At 59.9% G+C, this 25,468-nt stretch carries 20 protein-coding genes and 1 pseudogene; 11 read left to right on the top strand and 10 right to left on the bottom strand.

Going from position 1 to position 25,468, the window contains the following annotated elements; all coding sequences use genetic code 11:
* Positions 1–120: 120 nt before the first annotated feature.
* The 10 genes from gcvP to gap all read right to left on the bottom strand — a co-directional run bounded on the left by gcvP (position 121) and on the right by gap (position 12,828).
* Positions 121–2,979: an aminomethyl-transferring glycine dehydrogenase gene (gene gcvP, locus ACI5GA_RS11675; RefSeq protein ID WP_421422829.1), complete on the bottom strand. Its 2,859-nt coding sequence runs from the start codon at positions 2,977–2,979 to the stop codon at positions 121–123.
* Positions 2,980–2,989: 10 nt separating this feature from the next.
* Positions 2,990–3,373 carry a glycine cleavage system protein GcvH gene (gene gcvH, locus ACI5GA_RS11670; RefSeq protein WP_404633693.1) on the bottom strand — a complete coding sequence of 128 codons (384 nt, stop codon included), beginning with the start codon at positions 3,371–3,373 and terminating at the stop codon, positions 2,990–2,992.
* A 499-nt stretch (positions 3,374–3,872) separates the two neighbouring features.
* Positions 3,873–5,381 carry a sigma-54-dependent transcriptional regulator gene (locus ACI5GA_RS11665; RefSeq protein WP_421422828.1) on the bottom strand — a complete coding sequence of 503 codons (1,509 nt, stop codon included), beginning with the start codon at positions 5,379–5,381 and terminating at the stop codon, positions 3,873–3,875.
* 191 nt (positions 5,382–5,572) lie between these two features.
* Positions 5,573–5,923: a DUF5064 family protein gene (locus tag ACI5GA_RS11660; RefSeq protein ID WP_421422827.1), complete on the bottom strand. Its 351-nt coding sequence runs from the start codon at positions 5,921–5,923 to the stop codon at positions 5,573–5,575.
* 74 nt (positions 5,924–5,997) lie between these two features.
* Complete coding sequence (locus ACI5GA_RS11655; protein ID WP_404633687.1) at positions 5,998–6,423, bottom strand: YbaN family protein; 426 nt, start codon at positions 6,421–6,423, stop codon at positions 5,998–6,000.
* 92 nt (positions 6,424–6,515) lie between these two features.
* Positions 6,516–7,115: a biliverdin-producing heme oxygenase gene (locus tag ACI5GA_RS11650; RefSeq protein WP_421422826.1), complete on the bottom strand. Its 600-nt coding sequence runs from the start codon at positions 7,113–7,115 to the stop codon at positions 6,516–6,518.
* 195 nt (positions 7,116–7,310) lie between these two features.
* Positions 7,311–9,899: a TonB-dependent receptor gene (locus ACI5GA_RS11645; RefSeq protein ID WP_421422825.1), complete on the bottom strand. Its 2,589-nt coding sequence runs from the start codon at positions 9,897–9,899 to the stop codon at positions 7,311–7,313.
* Positions 9,900–10,020: 121 nt separating this feature from the next.
* Positions 10,021–10,926, bottom strand: coding sequence for a FecR family protein (locus tag ACI5GA_RS11640; RefSeq protein ID WP_404634339.1), 906 nt, complete (start codon positions 10,924–10,926; stop codon positions 10,021–10,023).
* 158 nt (positions 10,927–11,084) lie between these two features.
* A complete protein-coding gene (locus tag ACI5GA_RS11635; RefSeq protein ID WP_421422824.1) occupies positions 11,085–11,600 on the bottom strand; it encodes an RNA polymerase sigma factor in 516 nt (171 codons plus the stop codon).
* Between the two features lie 226 nt (positions 11,601–11,826).
* On the bottom strand, positions 11,827–12,828 hold the full coding sequence (gap, locus tag ACI5GA_RS11630) for a type I glyceraldehyde-3-phosphate dehydrogenase (protein WP_404633679.1): 1,002 nt from the start codon (positions 12,826–12,828) through the stop codon (positions 11,827–11,829).
* A 236-nt stretch (positions 12,829–13,064) separates the two neighbouring features.
* Here gap and edd point away from each other — a divergent pair, with 236 nt between their 5' ends.
* The 11 genes and pseudogenes from edd to ACI5GA_RS11575 all read left to right on the top strand — a co-directional run bounded on the left by edd (position 13,065) and on the right by ACI5GA_RS11575 (position 25,392).
* The gene (gene edd, locus ACI5GA_RS11625; RefSeq protein ID WP_404633677.1) at positions 13,065–14,891 is read left to right on the top strand and encodes a phosphogluconate dehydratase; all 1,827 of its coding nucleotides are present in this window, start codon (positions 13,065–13,067) and stop codon (positions 14,889–14,891) included.
* A gap of 8 nt (positions 14,892–14,899) precedes the next feature.
* Positions 14,900–15,853: a glucokinase gene (locus ACI5GA_RS11620; RefSeq protein WP_404634338.1), complete on the top strand. Its 954-nt coding sequence runs from the start codon at positions 14,900–14,902 to the stop codon at positions 15,851–15,853.
* Positions 15,854–16,019: 166 nt separating this feature from the next.
* Positions 16,020–16,757 carry a response regulator gene (locus tag ACI5GA_RS11615; protein ID WP_421422823.1) on the top strand — a complete coding sequence of 246 codons (738 nt, stop codon included), beginning with the start codon at positions 16,020–16,022 and terminating at the stop codon, positions 16,755–16,757.
* A gap of 6 nt (positions 16,758–16,763) precedes the next feature.
* Positions 16,764–17,684: pseudogene (locus tag ACI5GA_RS11610) on the top strand (HAMP domain-containing protein); the annotation flags it as partial.
* 198 nt (positions 17,685–17,882) lie between these two features.
* Positions 17,883–18,224: a sensor histidine kinase gene (locus tag ACI5GA_RS11605; RefSeq protein ID WP_421425471.1), complete on the top strand. Its 342-nt coding sequence runs from the start codon at positions 17,883–17,885 to the stop codon at positions 18,222–18,224.
* Positions 18,225–18,460: 236 nt separating this feature from the next.
* The gene (locus ACI5GA_RS11600) at positions 18,461–19,747 is read left to right on the top strand and encodes an ABC transporter substrate-binding protein (RefSeq protein WP_404633671.1); all 1,287 of its coding nucleotides are present in this window, start codon (positions 18,461–18,463) and stop codon (positions 19,745–19,747) included.
* 153 nt (positions 19,748–19,900) lie between these two features.
* Complete coding sequence (locus ACI5GA_RS11595; protein WP_274135696.1) at positions 19,901–20,809, top strand: carbohydrate ABC transporter permease; 909 nt, start codon at positions 19,901–19,903, stop codon at positions 20,807–20,809.
* Entirely contained in the window at positions 20,802–21,647 is an 846-nt protein-coding gene (locus ACI5GA_RS11590; protein ID WP_404633667.1) for a carbohydrate ABC transporter permease, read from the top strand. Before ACI5GA_RS11595 ends, ACI5GA_RS11590 begins: the two co-directional genes overlap by 8 nt.
* 2 nt (positions 21,648–21,649) lie before the next feature.
* Positions 21,650–22,810, top strand: a complete 1,161-nt coding sequence (locus ACI5GA_RS11585; protein ID WP_421422822.1) for an ABC transporter ATP-binding protein — start codon at positions 21,650–21,652, stop codon at positions 22,808–22,810.
* A 148-nt stretch (positions 22,811–22,958) separates the two neighbouring features.
* Positions 22,959–24,314 carry a carbohydrate porin gene (locus ACI5GA_RS11580; protein ID WP_404633663.1) on the top strand — a complete coding sequence of 452 codons (1,356 nt, stop codon included), beginning with the start codon at positions 22,959–22,961 and terminating at the stop codon, positions 24,312–24,314.
* 298 nt (positions 24,315–24,612) lie between these two features.
* Complete coding sequence (locus ACI5GA_RS11575) at positions 24,613–25,392, top strand: D-hexose-6-phosphate mutarotase (protein ID WP_404633661.1); 780 nt, start codon at positions 24,613–24,615, stop codon at positions 25,390–25,392.
* Positions 25,393–25,468 lie beyond the last annotated feature (76 nt).

The following is a 25,468-nucleotide window of genomic DNA, read 5'->3' as shown; positions in this document are numbered from 1 at the left end:
ATTGGGCTCCTGGGGAGATTCTTATTGTGTAGCTAGGACGGGCCTTGTGGGAGCCAGCAAGCCGGCTCCCACAGGTTCAGCGCTCCCATGCAATTACATCGGAGCGCTCCAGATTGCGTGTTACGCGTAGTCTTCGATAGACGGGCAAGCGCACACCAGGTTGCGATCACCGAACACGTTGTCGACGCGACCGACTGGTGGCCAGTACTTGCCTTCGATCAACGACGCCACCGGATACACCGCTTGCTCGCGGCTGTACGGATGGCTCCACTCACCCACCAGCTCGGCCGCCGTGTGTGGCGCGTTTTTCAGTGGGTTGTCGTCTTTGTTCAGATCGCCGCTTTCCACTGCGCGAATTTCTTCGCGGATCTTGATCATGGCGTCGCAGAAGCGATCCAGTTCTTCTTTGGATTCGCTTTCGGTCGGCTCGATCATCAGCGTACCCGCTACCGGGAACGACATCGTCGGGGCGTGGAAGCCGAAGTCGATCAGGCGCTTGGCGACGTCATCGACGCTGATGCCGCTGCTGTCTTTCAATGGGCGCAAATCGAGAATGCATTCGTGAGCGACCAGGCCGCTGGTGCCGGTGTACAGCACCGGATAGTGCTCTTCCAGGCGACGGGAGATGTAGTTGGCGTTGAGAATGGCCAATTGCGACGCGCGCTTCAGACCTTCGCCGCCCATCATGCGGATGTACATCCAGGTGATTGGCAGAATGCTTGCGCTGCCGAATGGTGCGGCGCAGACCGCGCCTTCCTTGCGCTCCATCTTGCCGTGGCCCGGCAGGAATGGCGCCAGGTGCGACTTCACGCCAATCGGGCCGACGCCCGGGCCGCCACCGCCGTGAGGGATGCAGAAGGTTTTGTGCAGGTTCAGGTGGGACACGTCGCCGCCGAACTTGCCCGGTGCACAGAGGCCGACCATCGCGTTCATGTTGGCGCCGTCGATGTACACCTGGCCGCCGTTGTCGTGAATGATGCCGCAGATTTCGCGGATGCCTTCTTCGAACACGCCGTGGGTCGACGGGTAGGTGATCATCAGCGCGGCGAGGTGTTCGCGGTGCTCGATGGCCTTGGCACGCAGGTCTTCGATGTCGACGTTGCCGCGGGCATCGCAGGCGGTCACCACCACGCGCATGCCCGCCATTTGAGCGGTAGCCGGGTTGGTGCCGTGAGCGGACGACGGGATCAGGCAGATGTCGCGACGGTCATCGCCACGGCTTTGATGGTAGGCGCGAATGGCCAAGAGACCCGCGTATTCGCCCTGGGAACCGGCGTTCGGTTGCAGCGAGATAGCGTCGTAACCGGTAGCGGCGCACAGCATCGCTTCCAGTTCGTCGGTCAGTTGCTGATAGCCAGCGCTTTGCTCGGCAGGGGCGAAAGGGTGCAGGTTGCCGAACTCGGCCCAGGTCACCGGAATCATTTCGCTGGCCGCGTTGAGCTTCATGGTGCATGAACCCAGCGGGATCATGGTGCGGTCCAGCGCCAGGTCCTTGTCGGCCAGGCGACGCAGGTAGCGCATCAGCTCGGTTTCGGAGTGGTAGCGGTTGAAGACTGGGTGGCTGAGGATTGGCGACTGGCGCTTCAGTTCGGCAGGCAGGCGCGATTCAACGCTGTTGGCCAGCGCGGCGAAATCCGGCAGTGCTTGACCGTCGGTGGCGAACAGTTTCCACAGCACTTCGATGTCGGCTTGCTGAGTGGTTTCATCCAGCGACAGACCCAGACGCTCGGCGTCCACTTCCCGCAGGTTGATCTGCTGGGCGCGTGCCTTGGCGTGCAGTTCGGCGGTTTTCGCGCCGGTGTTCAGGGTGATGCTGTCGAAGAAGAACGCTTGCTCGACGTTCAGACCCAACTGGCTCAAGCCTTTGGCGAAGATCGCGGTCAGGCGATGCACGCGGTTGGCGATGCGGGTCAGGCCGACCGGGCCGTGGTAAACGGCGTACATGCTGGCGATGTTGGCGAGCAAAACCTGCGCGGTGCAGATATTGCTGGTGGCCTTCTCGCGGCGGATATGCTGTTCGCGGGTCTGCATGGCAAGACGCAGTGCGGTCTTGCCGAAACGGTCGATGGACACACCCACCAGACGGCCCGGCATGTCGCGCTTGTAGGCATCTTTGGTGGAGAAATAAGCAGCGTGCGGACCACCGAAGCCCAGCGGCACGCCGAAGCGTTGCGCGCTGCCGATGGCAACGTCGGCGCCGAATTCGCCTGGTGGGGTCAGCAGCGTCAGGGCCAGCAGGTCAGCGGCCACTGCGACCAGCGCATTGGCGGCGTGGAAGCGCTCGACCAGTTCGCGGTAATCGAACAGATCGCCATTGCTTGCCGGGTATTGCAGCACGGCGCCGAAGAACTCGCTGACATCGCCCAGTTGGCTTTCGTCCGCCACGACCACTTCAATGCCCAATGGCTCGGCACGGGTACGCAGTACGTCGAGGGTTTGCGGGTGGCAATGGGCCGAGGCGAAGAACTTTTGGCTGCCTTTGTTCTTGCTCAGGCGTTTGCAGAAGGTCATGGCTTCGGCGGCGGCGGTGGCTTCGTCCAGCAGCGAGGCGTTGGCGATGGGCAGGCCGGTCAGGTCGCTGATCAGGGTCTGGAAGTTCAGCAACGATTCCAGGCGGCCTTGGGAAATTTCAGGTTGGTACGGGGTGTACGCGGTGTACCAGGCCGGGTTTTCCAGCAGGTTGCGCAGGATCGGCGCCGGGGTGTGAGTGTTGTAGTACCCCTGACCGATGTAGGTCTTGAACAGTTGGTTCTTGGCGGCGATGGCTTTGATGTCAGCCAGTGCGTCGGCTTCGCTTTGCCCGGCAGACAGGCCCAGTACGCTGGTGCCCTTGATCGATTCGGGGATCACGCTCGCGCTTAGGGCTTCCAGCGAGTCGAACCCCAGGGTGGCGAGCATGGCTTGCTCGTCGTCGGCACGCGGGCCGATGTGACGGGCGATGAATTCGTTGGCGGTGCTCAATTCGATGCGATCAGTCATTACGCGTTCCTCAGGCTTCGGCGTTGGCTTTGATCAGACGGTCGTAAGCGTCCTGATCCAGCAGTTGGCCGACAGCGGTAGCGTCGGAAGGAATAAAACGGAAGAACCAGCCTTGGCCCATCGGGTCTTCGTTGACCAGCTCGGGGTTGGCGTCCAGTGCCGGGTTGATCTCGACGACCTCGCCATTCAATGGCATGTAAACGCCGCTGGCCGCTTTGACCGATTCAACGGTAGCGGCTTCGGCGCCTTTGTCGTAGGACTGTAGCTCAGGCAGTTGAACGAAGACCACGTCACCCAGTGCGTCTTGCGCGAAAGCCGTGATGCCGACTGTGACGCTGCCATCCGCTTCGGCCCGCAGCCACTCGTGATCTTCGGTAAAACGCAACTCGCTCATGGAAACTCCCCAAGGTGAAAAACTGCCCGTCGTTGTCGCGAGCATGATGGGCAGGTGCTTAGCAAGTTTGCGGCCAACCTTGTGCCAGGCCTGTAAATCAGGGGTTTCAGGGTGTTTTGGGATTTTTTGAAATCTGTAGTTGTAGCGAAATCGCTACAGTTTCGCGGGGTTTGAAAAGTGCTTCGGTATCAACGCCTTGTCGGCTGGGGAGTTACGCAGGTCGTAACGATATCGTTCCGTCGTATCGATTTCGTTCCGATCGGCGCGAATCTGCAGGAGATTCTATGGTGGCCGATCAACCGCATTCGCCACCAAGGCGGCTCCCACAGGTTCGGCGTCGAACTAAAGATTGGATTCGGCGTAATTACTGTGGGAGCCGCCTTGGTGGCGAAGACGATAGGTCAGTCAGCATCGTCAGCAAGTCGGACACAGAGCCTTTGTACCCAACCGTAGAATCTCCCACAGTTCCGGCGTGAGCAGCGGGGTTGTGTTGGGCCATTCAGTTTTTGCTGGATATCCTGTACTTGCGCAGCCGATGGGCGATGGCTGTGTGGGAGGTTTGCAGTCGGGCAGCCAGTTGCCGGGTCGAGGGGTATTCGCCATACAGCTTTTCCAGCAGCGACTTTTCAAAGTGCTCGACCGCCGCTTCCAGGCTCTCGATTTCGCCGTCGCTTTCCCGAGCGACGGCTGTACCGGCGATGTCCAGATCGCCAATGTCCACCAGCGCACTTTCGCAAATGGCCGCCGCGCGGAAGATCACGTTTTGCAACTGACGCACGTTGCCCGGCCAGCGGTTGCCCAGCAGCGCCGGATAGGTCGCTGGCGCCAATCGGCACACGGGGCGTTGAATCTGGGTGCAGGCCTGTTCCATGAAAAAACGCGCCAGCAGCAGGATGTCCTGACCACGCTCGCGCAGGGGCGGGACCTCCAGATTGAGCACGTTCAGGCGATAGAACAGGTCTTCACGAAACGTGCCCTCGGCGACCATCTTCTCCAGATCGCGGTGGGTTGCGCTGACGATGCGCACGTTGACTTGCACTTCTTTGTCGCCACCGACCCGCCGGAAACTGCCATCGTTCAGGAAACGCAGCAACTTGGCCTGCAGGTAGGGCGACATTTCGCCGATTTCGTCGAGAAACACCGTGCCTTGGTTGGCCAGCTCCATCAAACCCGGTTTGCCACCACGCTGCGCCCCGGTGAACGCGCCGGGGGCGTAACCGAACAGTTCGCTCTCGGCCAGGCTTTCCGGCAGTGCGGCGCAGTTCAATGCCAGAAACGGTGCACCATTGCGGGCGCTCACGGCGTGGCAGGCGCGGGCCACCAGTTCTTTGCCGGTGCCGGTTTCGCCTTGAATCAATAACGGCGCATCCAGTGCTGCGACTCGCTGGGCACGGGCTTTGAGGGTTCGAATGGGCGCGGAGTCGCCGAGCAACGAATCGAACCCTTCGGCGTGGTCGTGATGCAGCGCTGAAAGGCGCTCACCAATGCGACTGGGCAGGTACAGCGTGATCAGGGCGCCTGCGTCCGTGATCGGCGTGGCGTCCAGCAGTAATGCTTCGCCATTGAGCGTGACTTCGCGCAAAGGCAGTCGAAAGCCATTTTCCAGCAGCGCGGTTTGCAGCGCGGCATCGGCAAACAAGTCCCCGACAGCCTCGCCCGCAGGTTCGCGGCCATACAGCGCTACCAGCGCAGGGTTGGCGAGCAGCACATGGCCCGCGCTGTCCAGCGCCAATACTGGGTCGGCCATGGCCGCGAGCAGAGCATCGAGTTGCAAGTGCCGACGCTGGCCGGGAAGGATATCCACGACCTTGATCGCTTCCACCCCGCGTACGCGAAACAATCGGTCTTTCAGTTCTTCCAGCAGTTCATGGCTTAGGGTGGGCGCGTCGATGTAGACGTTGGGCGGCACCATTTCCACGGCGTCGAGGTTCAGATTCCGCGCGCCGAGAATCGCCAGCACTTCCTGAGTGATGCCGACGCGGTCGATGAACGTGACGTGGATGCGCATGGGGAGGTCGGGATGCTCGTGCCGAAGATGGGCGCGATTATGCCAGCAAACGAACATATTCCGTGCCACGGAGCAGCCCCTGTGGGAGCGAATTTATTCGCGATGCGGTTGTGCATCCGACACATCTCTATCGGCCGGACTATTTTCGCGAATGAATTCGCTCCCTCAGGGGAGGATCGACAGACCTGTGATTATTCCAAATGCTCAGGCTTCACCGGATCGCCGGATTTCATGTCCAACTGGTCGCGAATGTCTTCGAACATGGCGTCGTATTGGCCATGCATTTCATGCAGATCGGTGTTTTTGGGCAGGCCATGCTTCTCGGCAAGACGTGAGACGTCGCTGGCGAAGTTGTAGGCGAGGTCTTTGGGCAGGTCGAAGCTTTCGTTGACGGCTGTGCCCTTGATGTCGCCCTTGAGCGTGAAATGCATACCGGGGCCGGAGTCGGTCTGGCTGACTTCATAGCGAATGTGCAGATCGTAACTGACGTCATCCGGCTGCAGGGCAGGGCGAGCGATGTGCAGGTGGCCTGGTTCGAACATGTGACTGCTCCCTCAAGAAACGATGACCGTAAGGAGCAGACCGTGTGCGCTGGCCTGGGTTCAGCGCTGGACGTTCAGCGCTGACCGGAAGACTCCGGGCACTCGGCGGAGCGTGCGCCGGGTTCAGGGCGTGACCAGATCCACAGATTGACCAGCACCATGCCGGTGATCGCGAAGTAGATCCACCAGTGAGGTGTCAGCACGATCAGCATGATGACGGCACAGATGAGCATGGTGACGGTTGCACTGATCTTGGCACTGCGGGCGATGAGTTTGCCGTTGCGCCAGTTGCTCAGCATCGGGCCGAACAGGCGATGGTTTTCCAGCCAGGCACTCAGGCGGGGCGAGCTTTTGGTCGCAGCCCAGGCAGCCAGCAGGATGAATTCGGTGGTGGGCAGCCCCGGAATGAAGATCGCAATGATGCCGATGGCAAGGCTGACGTAGGCCAGAATGCCAAACAGGATGCGGGACAGTTTGCTGCCGGGCGGAGTGTGGGTCATGAGTCCTGGAACAACCGGTGAAGAGATGTTGCACGGGGCAGGCCCGTCGAAGGCCCCCAGCTTAACAAAGCCGGGGCGCCTGCGGGGCGTCATCAGGCAGGTTCAGCTTCGGCAGCCGACGTATAGGCATGTTCCAGCAATACGTTGAAGCGTTCGAAGGCGGCGATGGCGCCTTTGTCGATCTGGCGCTCCTGCTCTTCGCTGAACGGCAGTTCGTCGAGGATCCGGGTGAAACGTTTCCAGCCGTCGGCGCGACCACCGACTGGCTCGCCCAGATGACGGGCGCCGAACGTCTCGCTCAGGTTCAGGGACACAGCGCGTTTGATCAGAAAAGCAGCGCCCAGCTTCGAACCCTCCGACACGAACAGCCAGCCCAAGGCTTCGGCTTGTGAAGGTTTGTCGACGGCGCCCGCCACGGGAGCCGGGATCGGGGTGTCGAGGTCGTTCAGGTCAGCCTTGGCTTGTTCGGCGCGGCAGCGCTCTGGCAGATCGGCGATCAGGTCGACCAGGTGCGGGTCGGTGTACAGCGCTTTCAATTCCTGTTGAAACAGGTATTGGGCGGCCAGAAAACGACTGTAACTGGCCAGGGTTTCGAACGGGGCGTTGGCCTTGACGGCCTTGTCCAGTTTCTCATGCGGGGCATGGGTGATCTGGTTCAGGCGCTGCGAGCGACGAATCGAGTCTTCAGACATGGTGTCTTCCTTGGAAAAAAGAGGCCTTGTAAATAAGACGAGTGAGTCTCGAAGAACAGTAAAAAAATCGATGGGGCAAAGAGAATTCCGTGGGAGCCGCCTTGCTGGCGAATGCGGTGTGTCATTGCCATTGGCGTGGCTGACGCGCCGCTTTCGCCAGCAAGCCGGCTCCCACAAAAGTAGGTGAGTGGCCGGTTAGATATCCCACACCAGATTGATGGCGAAGTTACGGCCCGGCTGAGTCAGGCGATCAAGGTTGGCGGGCGCGGTGACACCTGCCTCACCCACGCCGTCGTAGCCGCGCACGTCATCCCACAGCCAGTATTTCTTGTCGGCCAGGTTGTACACGCCGCCGCTGACGGTCACATCGTCGGTAACTTTGTAGTAACCGGTCAGGTCCAGCAAACCAAAGCCTGGGGTCTTGAACTGGGTCGAAGAGCCGTCCGGCGCGTGGAAGTTGGAGTCGTCCACGCGGGTTTTGCGCTTGACCAACGTCCAACTCAGCAGGCCGCCGTAGTTGTCCTGGTCATAGCCCAGACCGAATACGCCGGTCAGCGGGTTGATGCTGTTGATCGGTTGACCCGTGTCGTCGTTACGGCCGTAGGCATAGGCCAGCGATCCTTGGGTGTAGAGGCCTTGTGGCGCGCCGAAGCTGTCCAGATTCAGACGGCCCTTCAACTCCACACCCTTGATGGTGGCGTGCTTGATGTTGTTGGACTGGAACACCGCTTCGGTAGAGGTCGCCGGTTGAATGGCGTCTTCATTAATGAAGTCACGGTATTTGTTGTAGAACACCGCAACGTCGAACGAGCCCTCATCGAAGCGCCCACGCAGACCCGTTTCGTAGCTCTTGCTCTTTTCCGGTTCCAGGTCCGGGTTAGGCTCCACCACATAACCGGTGTTGAGGTTTTCGAAGCGGCCATACAGCGCCTTGGCGCTCGGCGTGCGGAAGCCTTCGGCGTACTGGCCGTACCAGGTGTAGGCGTCGTCGATGGTGTACGTCACACCCAGTTTCGGCGACAGGCGATGCCATTTCTTCTCTTTGTCATTGAACTGGTCGGCGCTGGTCAGGCTGACGGCACGCAGGAACTCTGGCGTGACGTGCGGATTGAGCGTGGTGTAGTCGTAACGCGCGCCTGGCATGAAGGTCCAGTCACCCCATTTGATCTGGTCTTGGGCGAACAGGGCATAGGTATTGATGGTTGGATCCGGGAAGTCGCTGTTTGGCGCCAGGCTGTCGGAGGCGGTAGGGCTGGTGGCGCCAATGGTGCGGCAAGTGCCCAGAACGGCGGCGCAGGTCGCGGTTCCGCTGCGTTCGCCAGTCACTTTCTGCTGCTTGAGGGTCGTGCCGTAGGTCAGCAGGTGCTCGGTATCGCCGATGTTGAAGGCCTTGTCCAACTGGGCGTCAAAGATCCACTGGCGTTCTTTGTAGGTGGTGTCGCGGGTCCGCCAGACATCTCGGCTGCCTGGCACGTAGCGCTCGATGGTGTTTTGGTCGGTCTTGGCGATTTGATAGTTCAGGCTCCACTTGACGTTGTCGACCAGCAGGCTGTCCAGTGCGAAGGTGTTTTCCAGACCGAAACGCTCGCGGGTGATGACGTCGTTACCTTCGCGCCCCTGATAGAAGCCGAAACCACGCCCCCCCGTGAAGGGGCCGCCCACCGCGCTTTTCTGGTTGGTGTGGGTGTCATCCTTGTACTTTTCATAGGTGAACGCCAAGCGGTCGCCGTCGCCATAGTTCCACCCCAGTTTGGCCAGCACGTTGGTAGCGCGGTTGTCTTCCGGGTTGGCGGCAGTGCGATTCAGCCCGGTGCCGCCGTGTTCACCGTAAGACTCGGTTTCGCGACCGTTGCGCTGGCTGACATGCAGCAACGCGTCGAAATCACCTTCGCGACCGGCCACGGTGGCCGAGTTCAGCCAGCTATTGTCCGCCGAGCTGTAACCGGTTTTCAGGCGGGCGCCGACGTCCTTGCCTTCTTTGATGATGTCGTCCGGGTCCAGCGTGTAGTAGCTCACTGCGCCGCCGATGGCGCTGCTGCCGTACAGGGCCGACGCCGGGCCGCGCAGGACCTCCACGCGTTTGACGATTTCCGGGTCGATGTAATTGCGATGGGTGTTGGCGTACGGGCCGGAGAAATAGTTGTCCGGCACTTCGACGCCGTCGACCTGCGTCAATATGCGATCACCGTCGATACCGCGAATGTTGTAGCCGCTGGTGCCTGCACGCTGGCCGGCGCCGCCTACCGAAACGCCCGGTTCATAGCGCACCAGATCGCGAATGTTGTTGACGTTCTGGCGATCCAGCTCGGCGCGGTCGTGCACGGTGACGGTGCTGGGGACCGAATCCACCGATTGCGCCTGACGGGTGGCGCTGACAGTCACCTGATCCAGTGCCAGGGCGCCCGCGGTGTTGCGTTTTTCCAGCACGACGTTGTTGTTGCCCAGGTTGCGGTAGCTCAGATTGCTGCCTGCCAGCAGACGATCGAGGGCTTTCTCTGCCGACATCGAGCCTGTGACGCCTGGCGAGGTCACATTTTGTGCCAGATCTGACGACATCCCCACCTGCCAGCCGGTGATTTTGCTGAACTCGTTCAGTGCCGACACCAGTGGCTGCTGTTTGATCGAGAACTGATAGCTGCCCGCCACACGGGCCGGTTGTTCAGCGGCTGCAACGGGGGCGCTGTGCAGACCGGCGGTCAACACCGCGACGGTCAGCAAAGAAGGGGCGAAGGTGCGGGTGGCTCTTGGCGAGTCGGAAGTGGCGGGGGTGAACGTGGACGGCATCGATAGCGCTCCCTGTCGTGCGGGTCGTTACAGTGTTGGCAAGTGCTGTATTAATAGGAATCACTTGCATTGGCTATAACGAGACGAACGACCCTCGGCTATCGCGTAAAAATAATTATTCTCAATTCAAAATCACCAGCGCAGGCAGTTCGTGCAGGCGTGCGGAGGTGATTTGCGCCAGTGAGCGGACCACGTCGATAGGGTTGTCGAGGCGATAGTTTCCAGTCACGGCAACCTGATCCAGCTTGGTATTGGCGTTGACGATCCAGCCTGGGTAGTAACGGCGCAGCTCCGTCAGGACTTCGCTCAACGGGCAATTATCGAAAATCAGGCGGCCCTGGACCCAGGCCAGATCCTTGTTCTGGTCGAGTTTCTCTCGGTGCCCGAAGCCATCGGGGCCGACGCGCAAACTGTCGCCTGCATTCAGGCTCATCTGGGAATTGCCTTTGGCGGAATGGACATTGACCGCGCCACGTTCGACCTGAATCTGCGCGACGCCGTCCAGATAACGCACGGCAAATGAGGTGCTACTGGCGCTCATGCGCACCGGACCGGCCTCGACCTCTAGTGGCAAACCCTTCGCGCCGGGCACTTCGAAGAAGGCCTCGCCCTCGTAAAGCCGGGCGATGCGTTGCCGATCATCCAACTCGCTGGAGAACGCGGATCGGGTATTGAGTAACACCTTCGAACCGTCCCCCAACTCAAGGCGCTGGCGCTCTCCGGCGACCGTCAGGTGGTCGGCTTTCAATCGCAAGGGCAGGTCGCTGAAGTTGAACAGGCCCAGCAGCAGAACGGCGGCAGTGGCCAGTGGTAGCCAGTGCGGACGCAGACGGCGCAGCATCGACGGTTTTTTCGGCGCGGCAAGACTCATCGCGGCATCGAATACCGGTTGGGAATTCCAGATGGCCTCGGCCTTGGCAAAGGCTTCGCCATGGACTGGGTCGGCGGCGAGCCATTCCTGAAAGCGTGCGCGCTGCTGCGCGTCAGCGCCTTCCAGTTCGATCAGCCAGTTCAGGGCTTGATCCATGGCGCTGCCGTTCAGCGGCTGGGCTGCCTGACTGGGGCCAGGTGAGTGAGAGTCCGTCAAGGGGCGTCCTCGGCTACACGGTGTGGGGCGGGAGTTTAGCGCTACGGTCGCTGACCTTCCGCAAGATTTCTTATGAAGTATGGATCAGGCTGCTCTCATCAACGTTCGAGCCGGGCTGCAACCCCGACGCAAATCGCCATGATCAGCTTGAGTTCCTTTTGTACGGTGCTGGCGGAAACACCCAGTTGCTCGGCGATTTCCAGATAGCTGCAACCGTTTAACCGACTCAGCGTGAAAATCTTCTGCTGGCGCGGCGTGAGCTTCTCCAGGCTGGCGTTCAGGTTGTGCAGCAGGCGATCCGCGTGGGCGGCATCTTCGAGCGTGGCATCGGGCGCGACGACATTGTGAACGTCAGCCAGTGGCACGTCGTCAACGATGGTGCGCGCGTGAATGCGTTTGGCGCGCAGATGGTCCAGCGCCAGGTTGCGAGCGGTCTGGAATACGAAGGGTTCGAGATGATCGATGGCGCGTTCGCCCAGTGCACGGGTCACCCGCAGGTAGGTTTCCTGCAAGAGATCTTCGGCGGTGCTGGGGTTGCGAACCATGCGTTGCAGGGTGCGCAGCAGAATCGTTCGCCTTGCCAGGAAAACGTCGTTGAAGTGCGACTGACTCACGGGGATACCCGACCAGAAAATCAGCGAATGATAATGATTGTCATCTGCTGTATGGGTCAAGGGTCAAAATTGCAAAGAATGTGTAAACGCCAGTATCGGTCGGCGCTTATAGACATTGTGGGAGCCGCCTTGGTGGCGAAAGCGGTGTGTCAGTTGAAGAGGTGTTCACTGACTCACCGCTTTCGCCACCAAGGCGGCTCCCACAGGGGCGTGTTGCCTTAGGCTTTTACTCCGCCTTCATCAGCGCCAGGCAGTTATCCAGCATGCGGTTGGAGAAGCCCCATTCGTTGTCGTACCAGGCCAACACTTTCAACAGACGGCCGCTGACTTTGGTGTGGTTGGCGTCGAAGATCGACGACAGCGGGTTGTGGTTGAAGTCGTGGGACACCAGCGGCAGGGAGTTGTAGCCGAGAATCTTCGAGTGTTTGGCGGCTTCTTTCATGATCGCGTTGACTTCTTCGGCAGTCGCATCGCGCTTCAACTGAATGGTCAGGTCCACCAGCGAGACGTTGATCACCGGTACGCGCACCGCCATGCCGGTCAGTTTGCCCGCCAGTTCCGGCAGCACCAGGCCAACGGCCTCAGCGGCGCCGGTTTTGCTCGGGATCATTGATTGCGTAGCCGAGCGGGCGCGGTACGGGTCGGTGTGGTAGACGTCGATCAGGTTCTGGTCGTTGGTGTAGGCGTGAACGGTGGTCATCAGGCCGCTTTCAATGCCCAGCTCGCGGTTCAGCACCTGGGCGACCGGCGCCAGGCAGTTGGTGGTGCACGACGCGTTGGAGATGACCTGATGGGACTGACGCAGCACGTCATGGTTGACGCCGAATACCACGGTGGCATCAGCGCCCTTGGCCGGGGCCGAGATGATGACTTTCTTCGCACCGGCGGTGATGTGCGCGGCGGCTTTGGCGCGGTCGGTGAACAGGCCGGTGCACTCAAACACCACGTCGATCTTTTCCGACTTCCATGGCAACTCGGCAGGGTTGCGAATGGCGCTGACCGAAATACGGTCACCATTGACCGTCAGGCTTTCCTTGTCGTGCTCGACAGTGGCGTCGAACGGGCCGTGAACGGTGTCGTATTTGAGGAGGTGGGCGTTGATCTCGCTGTCGCCCAGATCGTTGATGGCGACGACCTGCAGGTCCTGGCGATAGCCTTGGGTATAGAGTGCACGAAGGACGTTGCGGCCGATGCGGCCAAAGCCATTGATTGCGATGCGGAGAGTCATACACCCATCCTCTGTGAATTTGTTGTTGGAATTACAAGATTATTCTCATAAAAATAGAAAACAAGCCTTTTTAGTGGCAGTATTTTGTTTTATCTACAAATAGAAGCCCGTCGGGCCAGCACAATTTCCTGAAAATCAATGCGTTGCTGAAGCGTTTCTTCAGGGCCATCATGATTGTCAGATTTTGTAAGCGCCTGAAACGGGTGACCCCATCCGTTAGCCTGGAGTTCATGACAATGCATCCCCGCGTCCTTGAGGTAACCGAACGGCTGATCGCTCGCAGCCGTGACACCCGTCAGCGCTATCTGCAACTGATCCGGGGCGCGGCGAGCGACGGGCCGATGCGCGGCAAGCTGCAATGCGCCAACTTTGCCCATGGCGTCGCGGCCTGTGGCAGCGAAGACAAGCACAGCCTGCGCATGATGAACGCGGCCAACGTCGCCATCGTGTCGGCGTACAACGACATGCTCTCTGCGCACCAGCCGTACGAACATTTTCCTGAGCAGATCAAAAAGGCCTTGCGTGAGATTGGCTCTGTCGGCCAATTTGCGGGCGGTGTGCCTGCCATGTGCGATGGCGTCACTCAGGGTGAGCCGGGCATGGAATTGAGTATCGCCAGCCGTGAGGTCATCGCGATGGCCACGGCGGTGGCGCTGTCCCACAACATGTTCGATGCCGCTCTGATGCTGGGCATCTGCGACAAGATCGTGCCGGGCCTGATGATGGGGGCGTTGCGTTTTGGTCACCTGCCGATGATCTTCGTGCCGGGTGGGCCGATGGTGTCGGGTATTTCCAACAAGGAAAAAGCCGACGTGCGGCAACGCTACGCCGAAGGCAAGGCGACCCGCGAACAGCTGCTGGACTCGGAAATGAAGTCCTACCACGGTCCGGGTACTTGCACCTTCTATGGCACCGCCAACACCAACCAGTTGCTGATGGAAGTCATGGGACTGCACTTGCCGGGCGCCTCCTTCGTCAATCCCTACACACCGCTGCGCGATGCCCTGACCCGCGAAGCGGCGTTTCAGGTCACGCGCCTGACTAAGCAGAGCGGCGATTTCATCCCTCTGGGAGAGATTGTGGACGAGCGTGCGCTGGTCAACTCGATCGTTGCATTAAACGCGACGGGCGGTTCCACCAACCACACGCTGCACATGCCCGCCATCGCTCAGTGCGCAGGCATTCAACTGACCTGGCAGGACATGGCTGATCTGTCGGAAGTCGTGCCGACCCTGACCCACGTCTATCCAAACGGCAAGGCCGACATCAACCATTTCCAGGCGGCGGGCGGCATGTCGTTCCTCATTCGCGAGCTGCTGGACGCCGGTTTGTTGCATGAAGACGTGAACACCGTGATGGGCCGTGGCCTGCGTCGCTATACCCAGGAGCCGTTCCTTGAAGATGGCAAGCTGGTTTGGCGCGATGGCCCGATTGAAAGCCTGGACGAGAACATTCTGCGTCCGGTGGCTCGCCCGTTCTCGCCGGAAGGCGGCTTGAGAGTGATGGAAGGCAATTTGGGCCGTGGTGTGATGAAGGTTTCGGCGGTGGCGCTGGAGCATCAGATCGTCGAAGCCCCGGCGCGTGTGTTCGAAGATCAGCAGGACCTGGCCGACGCCTTCAAGGCGGGCGAGCTGGAGCGGGACTTCGTCGCCGTGATGCGTTTTCAGGGGCCGCGCTCCAACGGCATGCCTGAGTTGCACAAAATGACGCCGTTCCTGGGCGTGCTGCAGGATCGTGGCTTCAAAGTGGCGTTGATCACCGACGGGCGCATGTCTGGAGCTTCGGGGAAAATTCCGGCGGCGATCCATGTGTGCCCGGAAGCCAGCGATGGTGGTCCTTTGGCGCTGGTGCGTGATGGGGATCTCATCCGTGTGGATGGGGTCAAAGGAACGTTGCAAGTTCTGGTCGAACCGGCAGAATTGGCGTCCAGAGAACCGGCAATCGGACGTTTGTCCCACAACGTGGGCACCGGCCGTGAGCTGTTCGGTTTCATGCGCATGGCCTTCAGCTCGGCAGAGAAGGGCGCCAGCGCCTTCACGGCTAATCTGGAGACGCTCAAGTGACATTGGCGATGGTGGGTGATATCGGCGGCACGAATGCGCGTTTCGCCATTTGGGAAGACGATCAGTTGCATTCGATCCGGGTCTTCCCGACGGTCGATTACGCCAGCCCCGAAAAGGCCCTGCTGGTCTATCTACAGGATCTGGAGCTGCAGCTGGGCGACGTCGGTTCCATCTGTCTGGCGGTCGCAGGCCCTGTGACCGGCGATGATTTTCACTTCACCAACAGCCACTGGAAAATCAATCGTCAGGCGTTCTGCGCGGCGCTAAAGATCGACAACCTGATCATGGTCAACGATTTCACCGCCATGGCGCTTGGCATGACCCGCCTGCGCGATGACGAATACCTGACCGTGCGTCACGGCAAGGGCGATCCCAAAGCCGCTCGCGTGGTGATCGGTCCGGGCACCGGGTTGGGTGTCGGTACGCTGATTCGCTCTGGCGAGAGCCACTGGACGGCGGTGCCAGGCGAAGGTGGGCATGTTGATTTGCCTATTGGCAGCCCGCGCGAGGCGCTGTTGTGGATGCGCCTGATGGCCAGCCACGAACATGTCAGCGCCGAGACCATTCTCAGTGGTGCCGGTCTGTTGCTGTTGTATCAAGTGAGTTGTGCGCTGGACGAGATTGAGCCAGAGCTGAAATCTCCGGCAGCGATTACCTCGGCCGCGCTCAAAGGCGACCCGGTAGCCTGCGCGGTGCTTGAGCAGTTTTGTGTATTTCTGGGACGCGTGGCGGGCAACAACGTGTTGACCGTCGGTGGCCGGGGCGGTGTATACATCGCTGGTGGGGTGATCCCGCGTTTCGTCGACTTCTTCACGCAGAGCGGCTTCAGCAGGGCGTTTGCGGAAAAAGGGCTGATGAAGGACTACTTCAAGGACGTGCCGGTGTGGCTGGTGACGGCTGAGTACCCAGGGCTGATGGGCGCTGGTGTGGCCCTCGATCAGGCGCTGATTGCCCAGGGCTGATGCCGAACGCAATACCTGTGGTAGCTGGCTTGCTGGCGAATGCGGAGTGTCAGACAACACAGTGTCGAATGAAACACCGCTTTCGCCAGCAAGCCGGCTCTCACAAGAAATGTGTCACCCGCTAGACCCCATAACAACAATTTCAGTGCTTACAAGGACGACCCAATTGAACGCTGTCAGTAAATCGATTCTGGTGGTCGATGACGACCAGGAGATTCGGGAATTGCTGCAGGCCTACCTGAGCCGTTCCGGCTTTCAGGTGCGTACCGTCGGTGACGGCGCCGAGTTTCGTCAGGCGTTCAACGACGAGCCCAGCGACCTGCTGATTCTTGATGTCATGTTGCCCGACGAAGACGGCTTCAGCCTCTGTCGCTGGGTTCGCCAGCATCCGCGCCAGCCCCATGTTCCTATCATCATGCTCACGGCCAGCTCCGATGAGGCGGATCGCGTGATCGGTCTGGAGCTAGGCGCCGACGACTATATGGCCAAGCCGTTTTCCCCCCGCGAACTTCAGGCTCGTATCAAGGCCCTCTTGCGTCGTGCCCAATTCGGGCAGGAGCGCGTCGGTGGTGAAGTGCTGGTGTTCGATGAGTGGCGTCTGGACATGGTCAGCCATCGCCTCTTTCACAACGATGGGGAAGAAGTGATCCTGTCCGGTGCCGATTTCGCGCTGCTCAAACTGTTTCTCGACAACCCGCAACAGATCCTCGACCGCGACACCATCGGCAACGCCACCCGAGGGCGCGAATTGATGCCGCTGGAGCGCATCGTCGACATGGCCGTGAGCCGTTTGCGTCAGCGTTTGCGTGATACCGGCAAGGCGCCAAGGCTGATTCGAACCGTGCGCGGCAGTGGTTACCTGCTGGCGGCCAACGTGCTGCCGCAAGCCAGCAACGGCTACTGATCGCCGATGGGCAACGAGAAAAAGCGTCGCGTCCCGGTGCCGCGTTCATTGCTGGGGCGCATGCTGTTGCTGACCCTGCTCGCGGTGTTGCTGGCGCAAACGCTGTCCAGCCTTATCTGGCTCTCGCAACTGCGTGCCACGCAGATGGAGGGCCTGATCACTAGCGCGCGTAGCCTTGGATTTTCCATGGCCGCAAGCGTGAGTTACTTCCGTTCGTTACCCGTGGCGTTTCGCCCGCTGGTCCTTGATCAATTGCGGAGCATGGGCGGTACGCGCTTTTTCGTGTCCCTCAACGATCGTCCGCTGGACATGCAGGTGCTGGAGCCGACGGTGCGCAAAACGGCGGTGATCGACGTCGTCGGTCAGGTGCTGCGGCAGAATCTCGGCGCCGACCCAGACATCCTCGTGCGCTTTGTGCGCCCCGAAGACCTGCGCATCTTCAACAGTGGCCTGAAACTCGACGAACTGCCGCGCTCCTGGGCGCATTACGCGCTGACACTCGAGCCGGTAAACCCTCCGGTGCTGGTGACGCAAATCGAGCTGTCACCCGGCGAATGGCTGTACATCGCCTCGCTCTTGCCCGAGCCGTACACCATGCTCGAAGAGGAAGGTTTGCCTTCGCAACAAGTCTGGTTCATCGCGTTGACTAGTATGTTTCTGCTGGTGTTCATCGGCCTGCTGGTGCACTGGCAGAGCGGCCCGCTCAAGCGTCTGGCCCGGGCGGCGCGGGACCTGTCGCTGGGGGCGGACGTAGAACCGGTGGTCGAAGGCGGCGGCAGTGAGGTGGTCGAGGTGATGCGCGCGTTCAACACCATGCGCGACCGCATCAGCCGTTACCTGACCGAGCGCGGGCAGTTGTTCAGCGCCATCTCCCACGACCTGCGCACGCCCATCACCCGCCTTCGGCTGCGCGTCGAGTTGCTGGAAGATGAAGCGATGCAGACCAAATTCACCCGCGACCTCGACGAGCTGGAGCTGCTGGTCAAAGGCGCGCTGCAATGCGTGAAGGACACCGACATCCACGAGAACATCGAACCGGTGGATTTGAACCATGCGCTGGATTGCCTGATCGAGCCGTATCTGGGCGCCAACGGCGACGGTCGTGTCACGCTCAAGGGCAAGGCGATGTCGATGTTTTACGGCAAGCCGCTGGCGTTGCGGCGCTGCATGGGCAACTTGATCGACAATGCGATCAAGTATGGCGACAAGGCGCATTTGATCGTCAAGGACGATGCTGAGGCCTTTGTTCTACACGTCGAAGATGAAGGGCCTGGCGTACCCGAGCAGCGGCTTGAGCAAGTATTCGAGCCACATTTTCGCTTGGCGGGCAAACAGCAACAGGGCTACGGCCTGGGGCTGGGCATCGCCCGCAACATCGCCCACAGCCATGGCGGCGAGGTGAGCTTGCAGAACCTGCGTGAAGGTGGGTTGCGGGTGACGCTGTATTTGCCGCGTAGCCCAAACTGAACGCGGCCACTGTAGGAGCGCGCTTGCCCGCGACCGCGGTGGGTCAGCCATCTCACTCGGTGCTGACCCACCGCGGTCACGGGCAAGCGCGCTTCTACAACGGAATACAGCGAATGTCACCATCCTGTGACACTCGCGCATCCCTTCGTTACCGTCCGCTCTAGCCCGTTGTTTAGAATCCATGCAGCGCAAGCACTACGACTTGCTCATGCATAACAACAATAAAGGTCAAATAGATGAATTCGATCTCCCGTCTCGCAGCACTCATTTCTCTCGCCTCGTTGTTCCCTCTGAGCGCCATGGCCGCTGATTCCAAAGGCACCGTCGAAGTTGTCCACTGGTGGACCTCTGGCGGTGAAAAAGCGGCTGTCGATGTGCTTAAAGCACAAGTCGAAAAAGACGGTTTCACCTGGAAGGACGGCGCCGTCGCCGGTGGTGGTGGTTCTACCGCCATGACCGTTCTGAAGAGCCGCGCCGTGGCCGGTAACCCGCCAGGCGTCGCCCAGATCAAAGGCCCGGACATTCAGGAGTGGGCATCCACCGGCCTGCTCGACACCGATGTCTTGAAAGACACGGCCAAAGAAGAAAAGTGGGACAGCGTCCTCGACAAGAAAGTCTCCGATACCGTGAAGTACGACGGCGATTACGTGGCCGTGCCGGTGAACATTCACCGCGTGAACTGGCTGTGGATCAACCCGGAAGTCTTCAAGAAAGCCGGTATCGATAAAGCGCCTACCACCCTCGAAGAATTCTACGCTGCAGGCGACAAGCTGAAGAAAGCCGGTTTCATCCCGCTGGCCCACGGTGGCCAGCCTTGGCAGGACAGCACCGTATTTGAAGCCGTCGTGCTCTCCGTCATGGGCGCTGATGGTTACAAGAAGGCCCTGGTCGATCTGGACAACGGCGCGTTGACCGGCCCTGACATGGTCAAGGCACTCACCGAGCTGAAGAAAGTCGCGACCTACATGGACCCGGACGGCAAAGGTCAGGACTGGAACCTGGAAGCCGCCAAGGTCATCAACGGCAAGGCCGGCATGCAGATCATGGGTGACTGGGCCAAGTCCGAATGGACCGCGGCCAAGAAGATCGCCGGCAAGGACTACGAGTGCGTAGCTTTCCCAGGTACTGACAAGGCGTTCACCTACAACATCGACTCCCTCGCTGTGTTCAAGCAGAAAGACAAAGGCACTGCTGCCGGTCAACAGGACATCGCCAAGGTCGTATTGGGTGAAAACTTCCAGAAGGTCTTCAGCATCAACAAGGGTTCGATCCCGGTGCGCAACGACATGCTGGCCGACATGAACAAGTACGGCTTTGACTCCTGCGCCCAGACCGCCGCCAAGGACTTCCTGGCGGACGCCAAGAACGGCGGCCTGCAACCGAGCATGGCGCACAACATGGCCACCACGCTGGCGGTTCAAGGTGCGTTCTTTGACGTCGTGACCAACTACATCAACGACCCGAAAGCCGATCCGGCTGATGCGGCGAAGAAGTTGGGTGCTGCGATCAAGGCGGCTAAATAAGCCACAGCTTTGTAGGAGCGCGCTTGCCCGCGATGCGTCAGATCAGGCCCTGATCGTTTAATGACACACCGCAATCGTCCGGGTGCGGCCCAGACCAAGCGCGCTCCTACAGAAACTGACTTCGCATTTCATTTTTCTGTACTGGATTTCACCATGAGTTCTGTTGCTGTGTTCAGCAAAGCCTCGCCGTTCGATGCACTGCAGCGCTGGCTACCCAAACTGGTGCTGGCGCCCAGCATGTTCATCGTTCTGGTGGGCTTCTACGGCTACATCCTGTGGACGTTCGTTCTGTCGTTCACCAATTCCACATTCCTGCCGTCCTACAAGTTCGTAGGGCTGGCGCAATACGCCCGGTTGTTCGACAACGACCGTTGGTGGGTTGCGAGCAAGAACCTGGCCGTTTTCGGTGGCATGTTCATCGGCATCAGTCTGGTGGTCGGCGTGCTGCTGGCGGTGTTCCTCGACCAGCGCATTCGCCGCGAAGGGTTCATCCGCACGATTTACCTGTACCCGATGGCGCTCTCGATGATCGTCACCGGTACGGCCTGGAAATGGCTGCTCAACCCTGGCATGGGCCTGGACAAGCTGCTGCGTGACTGGGGCTGGGAAGGCTTCCGTCTGGACTGGCTGATCGACCCGGATCGCGTCGTCTACTGCCTGGTCATCGCCGCTGTGTGGCAGGCCTCAGGCTTCATCATGGCGATGTTTCTGGCGGGTCTGCGGGGCGTCGATCAATCGATCATCCGTGCTGCGCAAATCGACGGCGCGAGCATGCCGAAGATCTACTGGAAAGTGGTGCTGCCGAGCCTGCGTCCGGTGTTCTTCAGCTCGGTGATGATCCTGGCGCACATCGCGATCAAGAGCTTCGACCTTGTGGCCGCGATGACCGCCGGTGGTCCGGGTTATTCGTCTGACTTGCCTGCGATGTTCATGTACTCGTTCACCTTCAGCCGTGGCCAGATGGGCATGGGCTCGGCCAGTGCGATTCTGATGCTCGGTGCGATTCTCGCGATCCTCGTGCCCTACCTGTATTCCGAGCTGAGGACCAAGCGCAATGACTAGTCTGGCCGACAAACCTTCACTGAGCCTGAGCCGCATCGCGATCTACGCGGTGCTGATCGGTGCCGTGCTGATCTACCTGATCCCGCTGGTGGTCATGCTGCTGACCAGTTTCAAAACCCCGGAAGACATCGGCACCGGCAACCTGCTGAGCTGGCCTGCCGAAGTCACCGCCATTGGCTGGGTCAAGGCCTGGGCGACGGTCAAGGGCTACTTCTGGAACTCGATCATGATCACCGTTCCGGCGGTGCTGATCTCTACCGCCATCGGTGCGTTGAACGGCTACGTGCTGTCGATGTGGCGCTTCCGCGGTTCGCAGATGTTCTTCGGTCTGTTGTTGTTCGGTTGCTTCCTGCCGTTCCAGACCGTGCTGCTGCCCGCGTCGTTCACGCTCGGCAAGATGGGCCTGGCCAGCACGACCACGGGTTTGGTGTTCGTCCATGTGGTTTACGGCTTGGCCTTTACCACGCTGTTTTTCCGTAACTACTACGTGAGCATCCCGGATGCGCTGGTGAAAGCCGCGCGTCTGGATGGCGCCGGATTTTTCACGATTTTTCGTCGGATCATTCTGCCGATGTCGACCCCGATCATCATGGTCTGCCTGATCTGGCAGTTCACTCAGATCTGGAACGACTTCCTGTTCGGCGTGGTGTTTTCCAGCGGTGATTCCCAGCCCATTACCGTGGCGCTGAACAACCTGGTCAACACCAGCACCGGGGTCAAGGAATACAACGTGGACATGGCAGCGGCGATGATCGCCGGGCTGCCGACGCTGCTGGTCTATGTGCTGGCAGGCAAGTATTTCGTGCGCGGGCTGACGGCCGGCGCAGTCAAGGGGTAATCATGGCAACGCTCGAACTTCGCAATGTAAACAAGACTTACGGGGCCGGTCTGCCAGACACCCTGAAGAACATCGAACTGTCGATCAAGGATGGCGAATTCCTGATTCTGGTGGGCCCTTCCGGCTGCGGTAAGTCGACCCTTATGAACTGCATCGCCGGTCTGGAAAACATCACCGGTGGCGCGATCATGATCGGCGATCAGGACGTCAGTGGCATGAGCCCGAAGGACCGTGACATCGCCATGGTGTTCCAGTCCTACGCGCTGTACCCGACCATGAGCGTGCGCGAGAACATCGAATTCGGTCTGAAGATTCGCAAGATGAATCAGTCGGACATCGACGCGGAAGTGGCGCGGGTCGCCAAGCTCCTGCAGATCGAGCACCTGCTCAATCGCAAACCGGGCCAGCTTTCCGGTGGTCAGCAACAGCGTGTGGCCATGGGCCGTGCGTTGGCCCGTCGGCCGAAGATTTATCTGTTCGACGAACCGCTGTCCAACCTCGACGCCAAGCTGCGGGTCGAAATGCGCACCGAAATGAAACTGATGCACCAGCGCCTGAAAACCACCACGGTCTACGTGACCCATGACCAGATCGAAGCGATGACCCTGGGGGACAAAGTGGCGGTCATGAAGGACGGCATCATTCAACAGTTCGGCACCCCCAAAGAAATCTACAACGACCCGGCCAACCAGTTCGTCGCCAGCTTCATTGGTTCACCGCCGATGAACTTCATTCCGCTGCGCCTGCAACGTAAGGATGGTCGTCTGGTGGCCTTGCTGGACAGCGGTCAGGCGCGCTGTGAATTGCCGATGAGCATGAGCGACGCCGGCCTTGAAGACCGTGAGGTGATTCTGGGCCTTCGCCCTGAGCAGATCATGTTAGCGTCCGGTGAAGGTGCGGGTCTGCCGACCATTCGCGTCGAGGTGCAAGTCACCGAACCGACCGGTCCCGATACGCTGGTTTTCGTCACCCTCAACGAGAGCAAGGTGTGCTGCCGTCTGGCACCGGATGTCGCACCTGCCGTGGGCGAGACCCTGACCCTGCAATTCGATCCGTCCAAGGTGTTGTTGTTCGATGCTGCCACCGGGGAGCGTCTGGGCGTGCTGGGAAAGGCAAAACCGAATGAGGGCATGAGTAACGTTACGCGGCTCAACCGAAACTGAGCCGCAACTGACTTCACACGCAGGAGCACTGCGTCAACGAGCACACTGGCAAGGCACTTTCTGCCGTAAAAAGCGCCCTGTCAGGCACACGAGGCAAGTGGTTACAACGCTGTTCAAAGCTAATAACAATAAAACGAGGATTTAAGGGATGAAGAAGGTAAAAGGCAAATCGCTTAACCAGTTTCAGCTTATCGGTGGCTTGTCGGTCTTGGGCGCTTTGTCGCTGTCCGGAACGGCCTCCGCGATGGAACCGTTCAAAGCGAGTGAACACCTGACCGGTGACTGGGGCGGTCTGCGCCAGGAACTGTACGACAAAGGCTACGATTTCCCGATCGAGTACGTGGGCGAGGCAGGCTCCAACCTGGCTGGCGGCTACAACCACGACACGACAGGCCGTTACAGCGACCAGTTCGCATTCGGCGTGCAGATGGACCTGCAGAAAATCCTCGGTTGGCATGATGCGGAATTCAAGCTGGCGATCACCGAGCGTAGCGGAAACAACATTTCCAACGACCGTATCAGCGATCCGCGCGCGGGCACCCTCAGCTCCTCGCAAGAAGTCTGGGGCCGTGGTCAGACCTGGCGTCTGACGCAGATGTGGGTCAAGCAGAAGTATTTCGACGGCGCGCTGGATATCAAGGTCGGTCGCTTCGGTGAAGGCGAGGACTTCAACAGCTTCCCGTGCGACTTCCAGAACCTGTCTTTCTGCGGCTCGCAAGTGGGTAACTACGTGAACACTTGGTACAACTGGCCAGTCAGCCAGTGGGCCTTGCGCGTGAAGTACAACATCACGCCGGAAGTCTTCGCCCAGATCGGTGTGTACGAGCAGAACCCGTCCTATCTGGAAACCGGCAACAGCTTCAAACTCAGCGGCAGCGGCGCGAAAGGCACCGTGGTCCCGGTCGAACTGGTTTGGTCGCCTAACGTGAACTCCTTGCCAGGCGAGTACCGCGTCGGTTACTACCTCAGCTCGCCAAGCGCTGATGACGTTGCTGAAAACGTCGATGGCCAGAACCAGCGTATCTTTGGCGGTGACTTCAAGTCCCACAAAGACAAGCACGGCTGGTGGATCGTAGCGCAGCAACAACTGACCACTCACAACGGCGACGCTTCCCGCGGCTTGAGCATTTTTGCCAACGCCACGGTGCATGACAAGGCGACCAACTTCGTCGACAACTATCAGCAGATCGGCTTTGTGTACAAAGGCCCGTTCGATGCGCGTCCGAAGGATGACATCGGTATTGGCATCGCGCGCATTCACGTGAACGACGACGTCCGTGACGCTCAGCGTGAACTCAATGCCTTCAACGGCGTGAGCGATTACGACAATCCTCTGTTCCAGCCGGTGCAGACCAGCGAGTACAACTCGGAAATCTACTACGGCTTCCACGTGACCGACTGGCTGACCGTGCGTCCGAACCTGCAATACGTGAAGAGCCCAGGTGGTGTGACCGACGCGGACAACGCGCTGGTTGCGGGTCTGAAGATTCAGTCCAAGTTCTAAATCGCTTCATCGCCGCGCGGACCCGCTCCTCCGCGTGGCGCTCTCTGATGTGCTTCACAAACGATCAAGGGTCGTGTGTGCTTTGCGGGCAGCTTGGCTGCCCGTTTTTTTATGGATGACAGCTCCGTTTCCAGGAGCATTTTTTGTACGGTCAAACAACGCCATTTCTGGGATTTTCGCCGAACCTGTAAGAGTGAGCTTGCTCGTCATTGCAGTGGGTCAGCCGACTACATGCAGTTTGATACACCGCCATCGCGAGCAAGCGAAGGCCTACAAGGTGGATTCGTAGTGGGAAACAATGTCCAGTAAAGAAGCCGGTTCGCTTGAACATCCTCTGCAACGCTTCTTCACCAGCGTAAGACCTCAACCCACCTTCCAATGGGAGCGCCATCAGCAGCGCGACGTCTTGGTGATCACTCATCCGCAATGCCAAGCGGTTTTCAGTCGCCAAGGTGCGCAGCTCGTGCATTTCCAGCCAGCCGGTCAGAAACCTTGGTTGTGGTGCTCCTCACATTGGCCGCAAGTCGGTGCGATTCGCGGTGGCGTACCGGTGTGCTGGCCTTGGGTGGGCCGTCACCCGGAAGAGGGCGGCTGGCCTGCCAATGGTTGGGGGCGGCTGCTCGACTGGAAGCTGATCGACAGCCATGAGCATGACGAAGGCGTGTCGTTGCACTGGCGCCTGAGTCTGTGGGATTGGCAGGCTGATCTTTATGCGGAGCTTGGGCACGGCATGGACTTGCGTCTGGAAACCCGGCATGAGGACAGCGAGCCCTGTCAATTCGGCCACGCCCTGCATGCGTACTGGCGAATCAGCGACATCGCCGACATCGCGTTGGAAGGTCTGGAAGGGGGGCTGGAGCTTCATGACGATAACTGGCAGCGCCGTTTGAACATCGACACCCGCGACAGTGCCAGCACCGCTGTGTGGCATCCCGGCAGTCGACCGCTGCTGGGTGTCACAGGTCATGAGGCTGCGGGTTTTGTGCGAGTCGAAGCGGCTTCAGGTGCTGATGATTGCCTGAGCCTGGCGCCCGGTCAGCAAGTCCGGTTGAGCCTGCAAGCGAGTTTGGCGGGTTGATCTGTGGTTGGGGGGAATCCTGTGGGAGATTCTATGGTGGCTGGTCAACCGCATTCGCCACCAAGGCGGATCTCAC

This window comes from Pseudomonas sp. Pseu.R1 (assembly GCF_045764065.1).
Lineage (GTDB): Bacteria > Pseudomonadota > Gammaproteobacteria > Pseudomonadales > Pseudomonadaceae > Aquipseudomonas.
The sequence above is the reverse complement of the archived record's forward strand: the minus strand, read 5'-3'. Positions and strand labels throughout refer to the sequence as shown.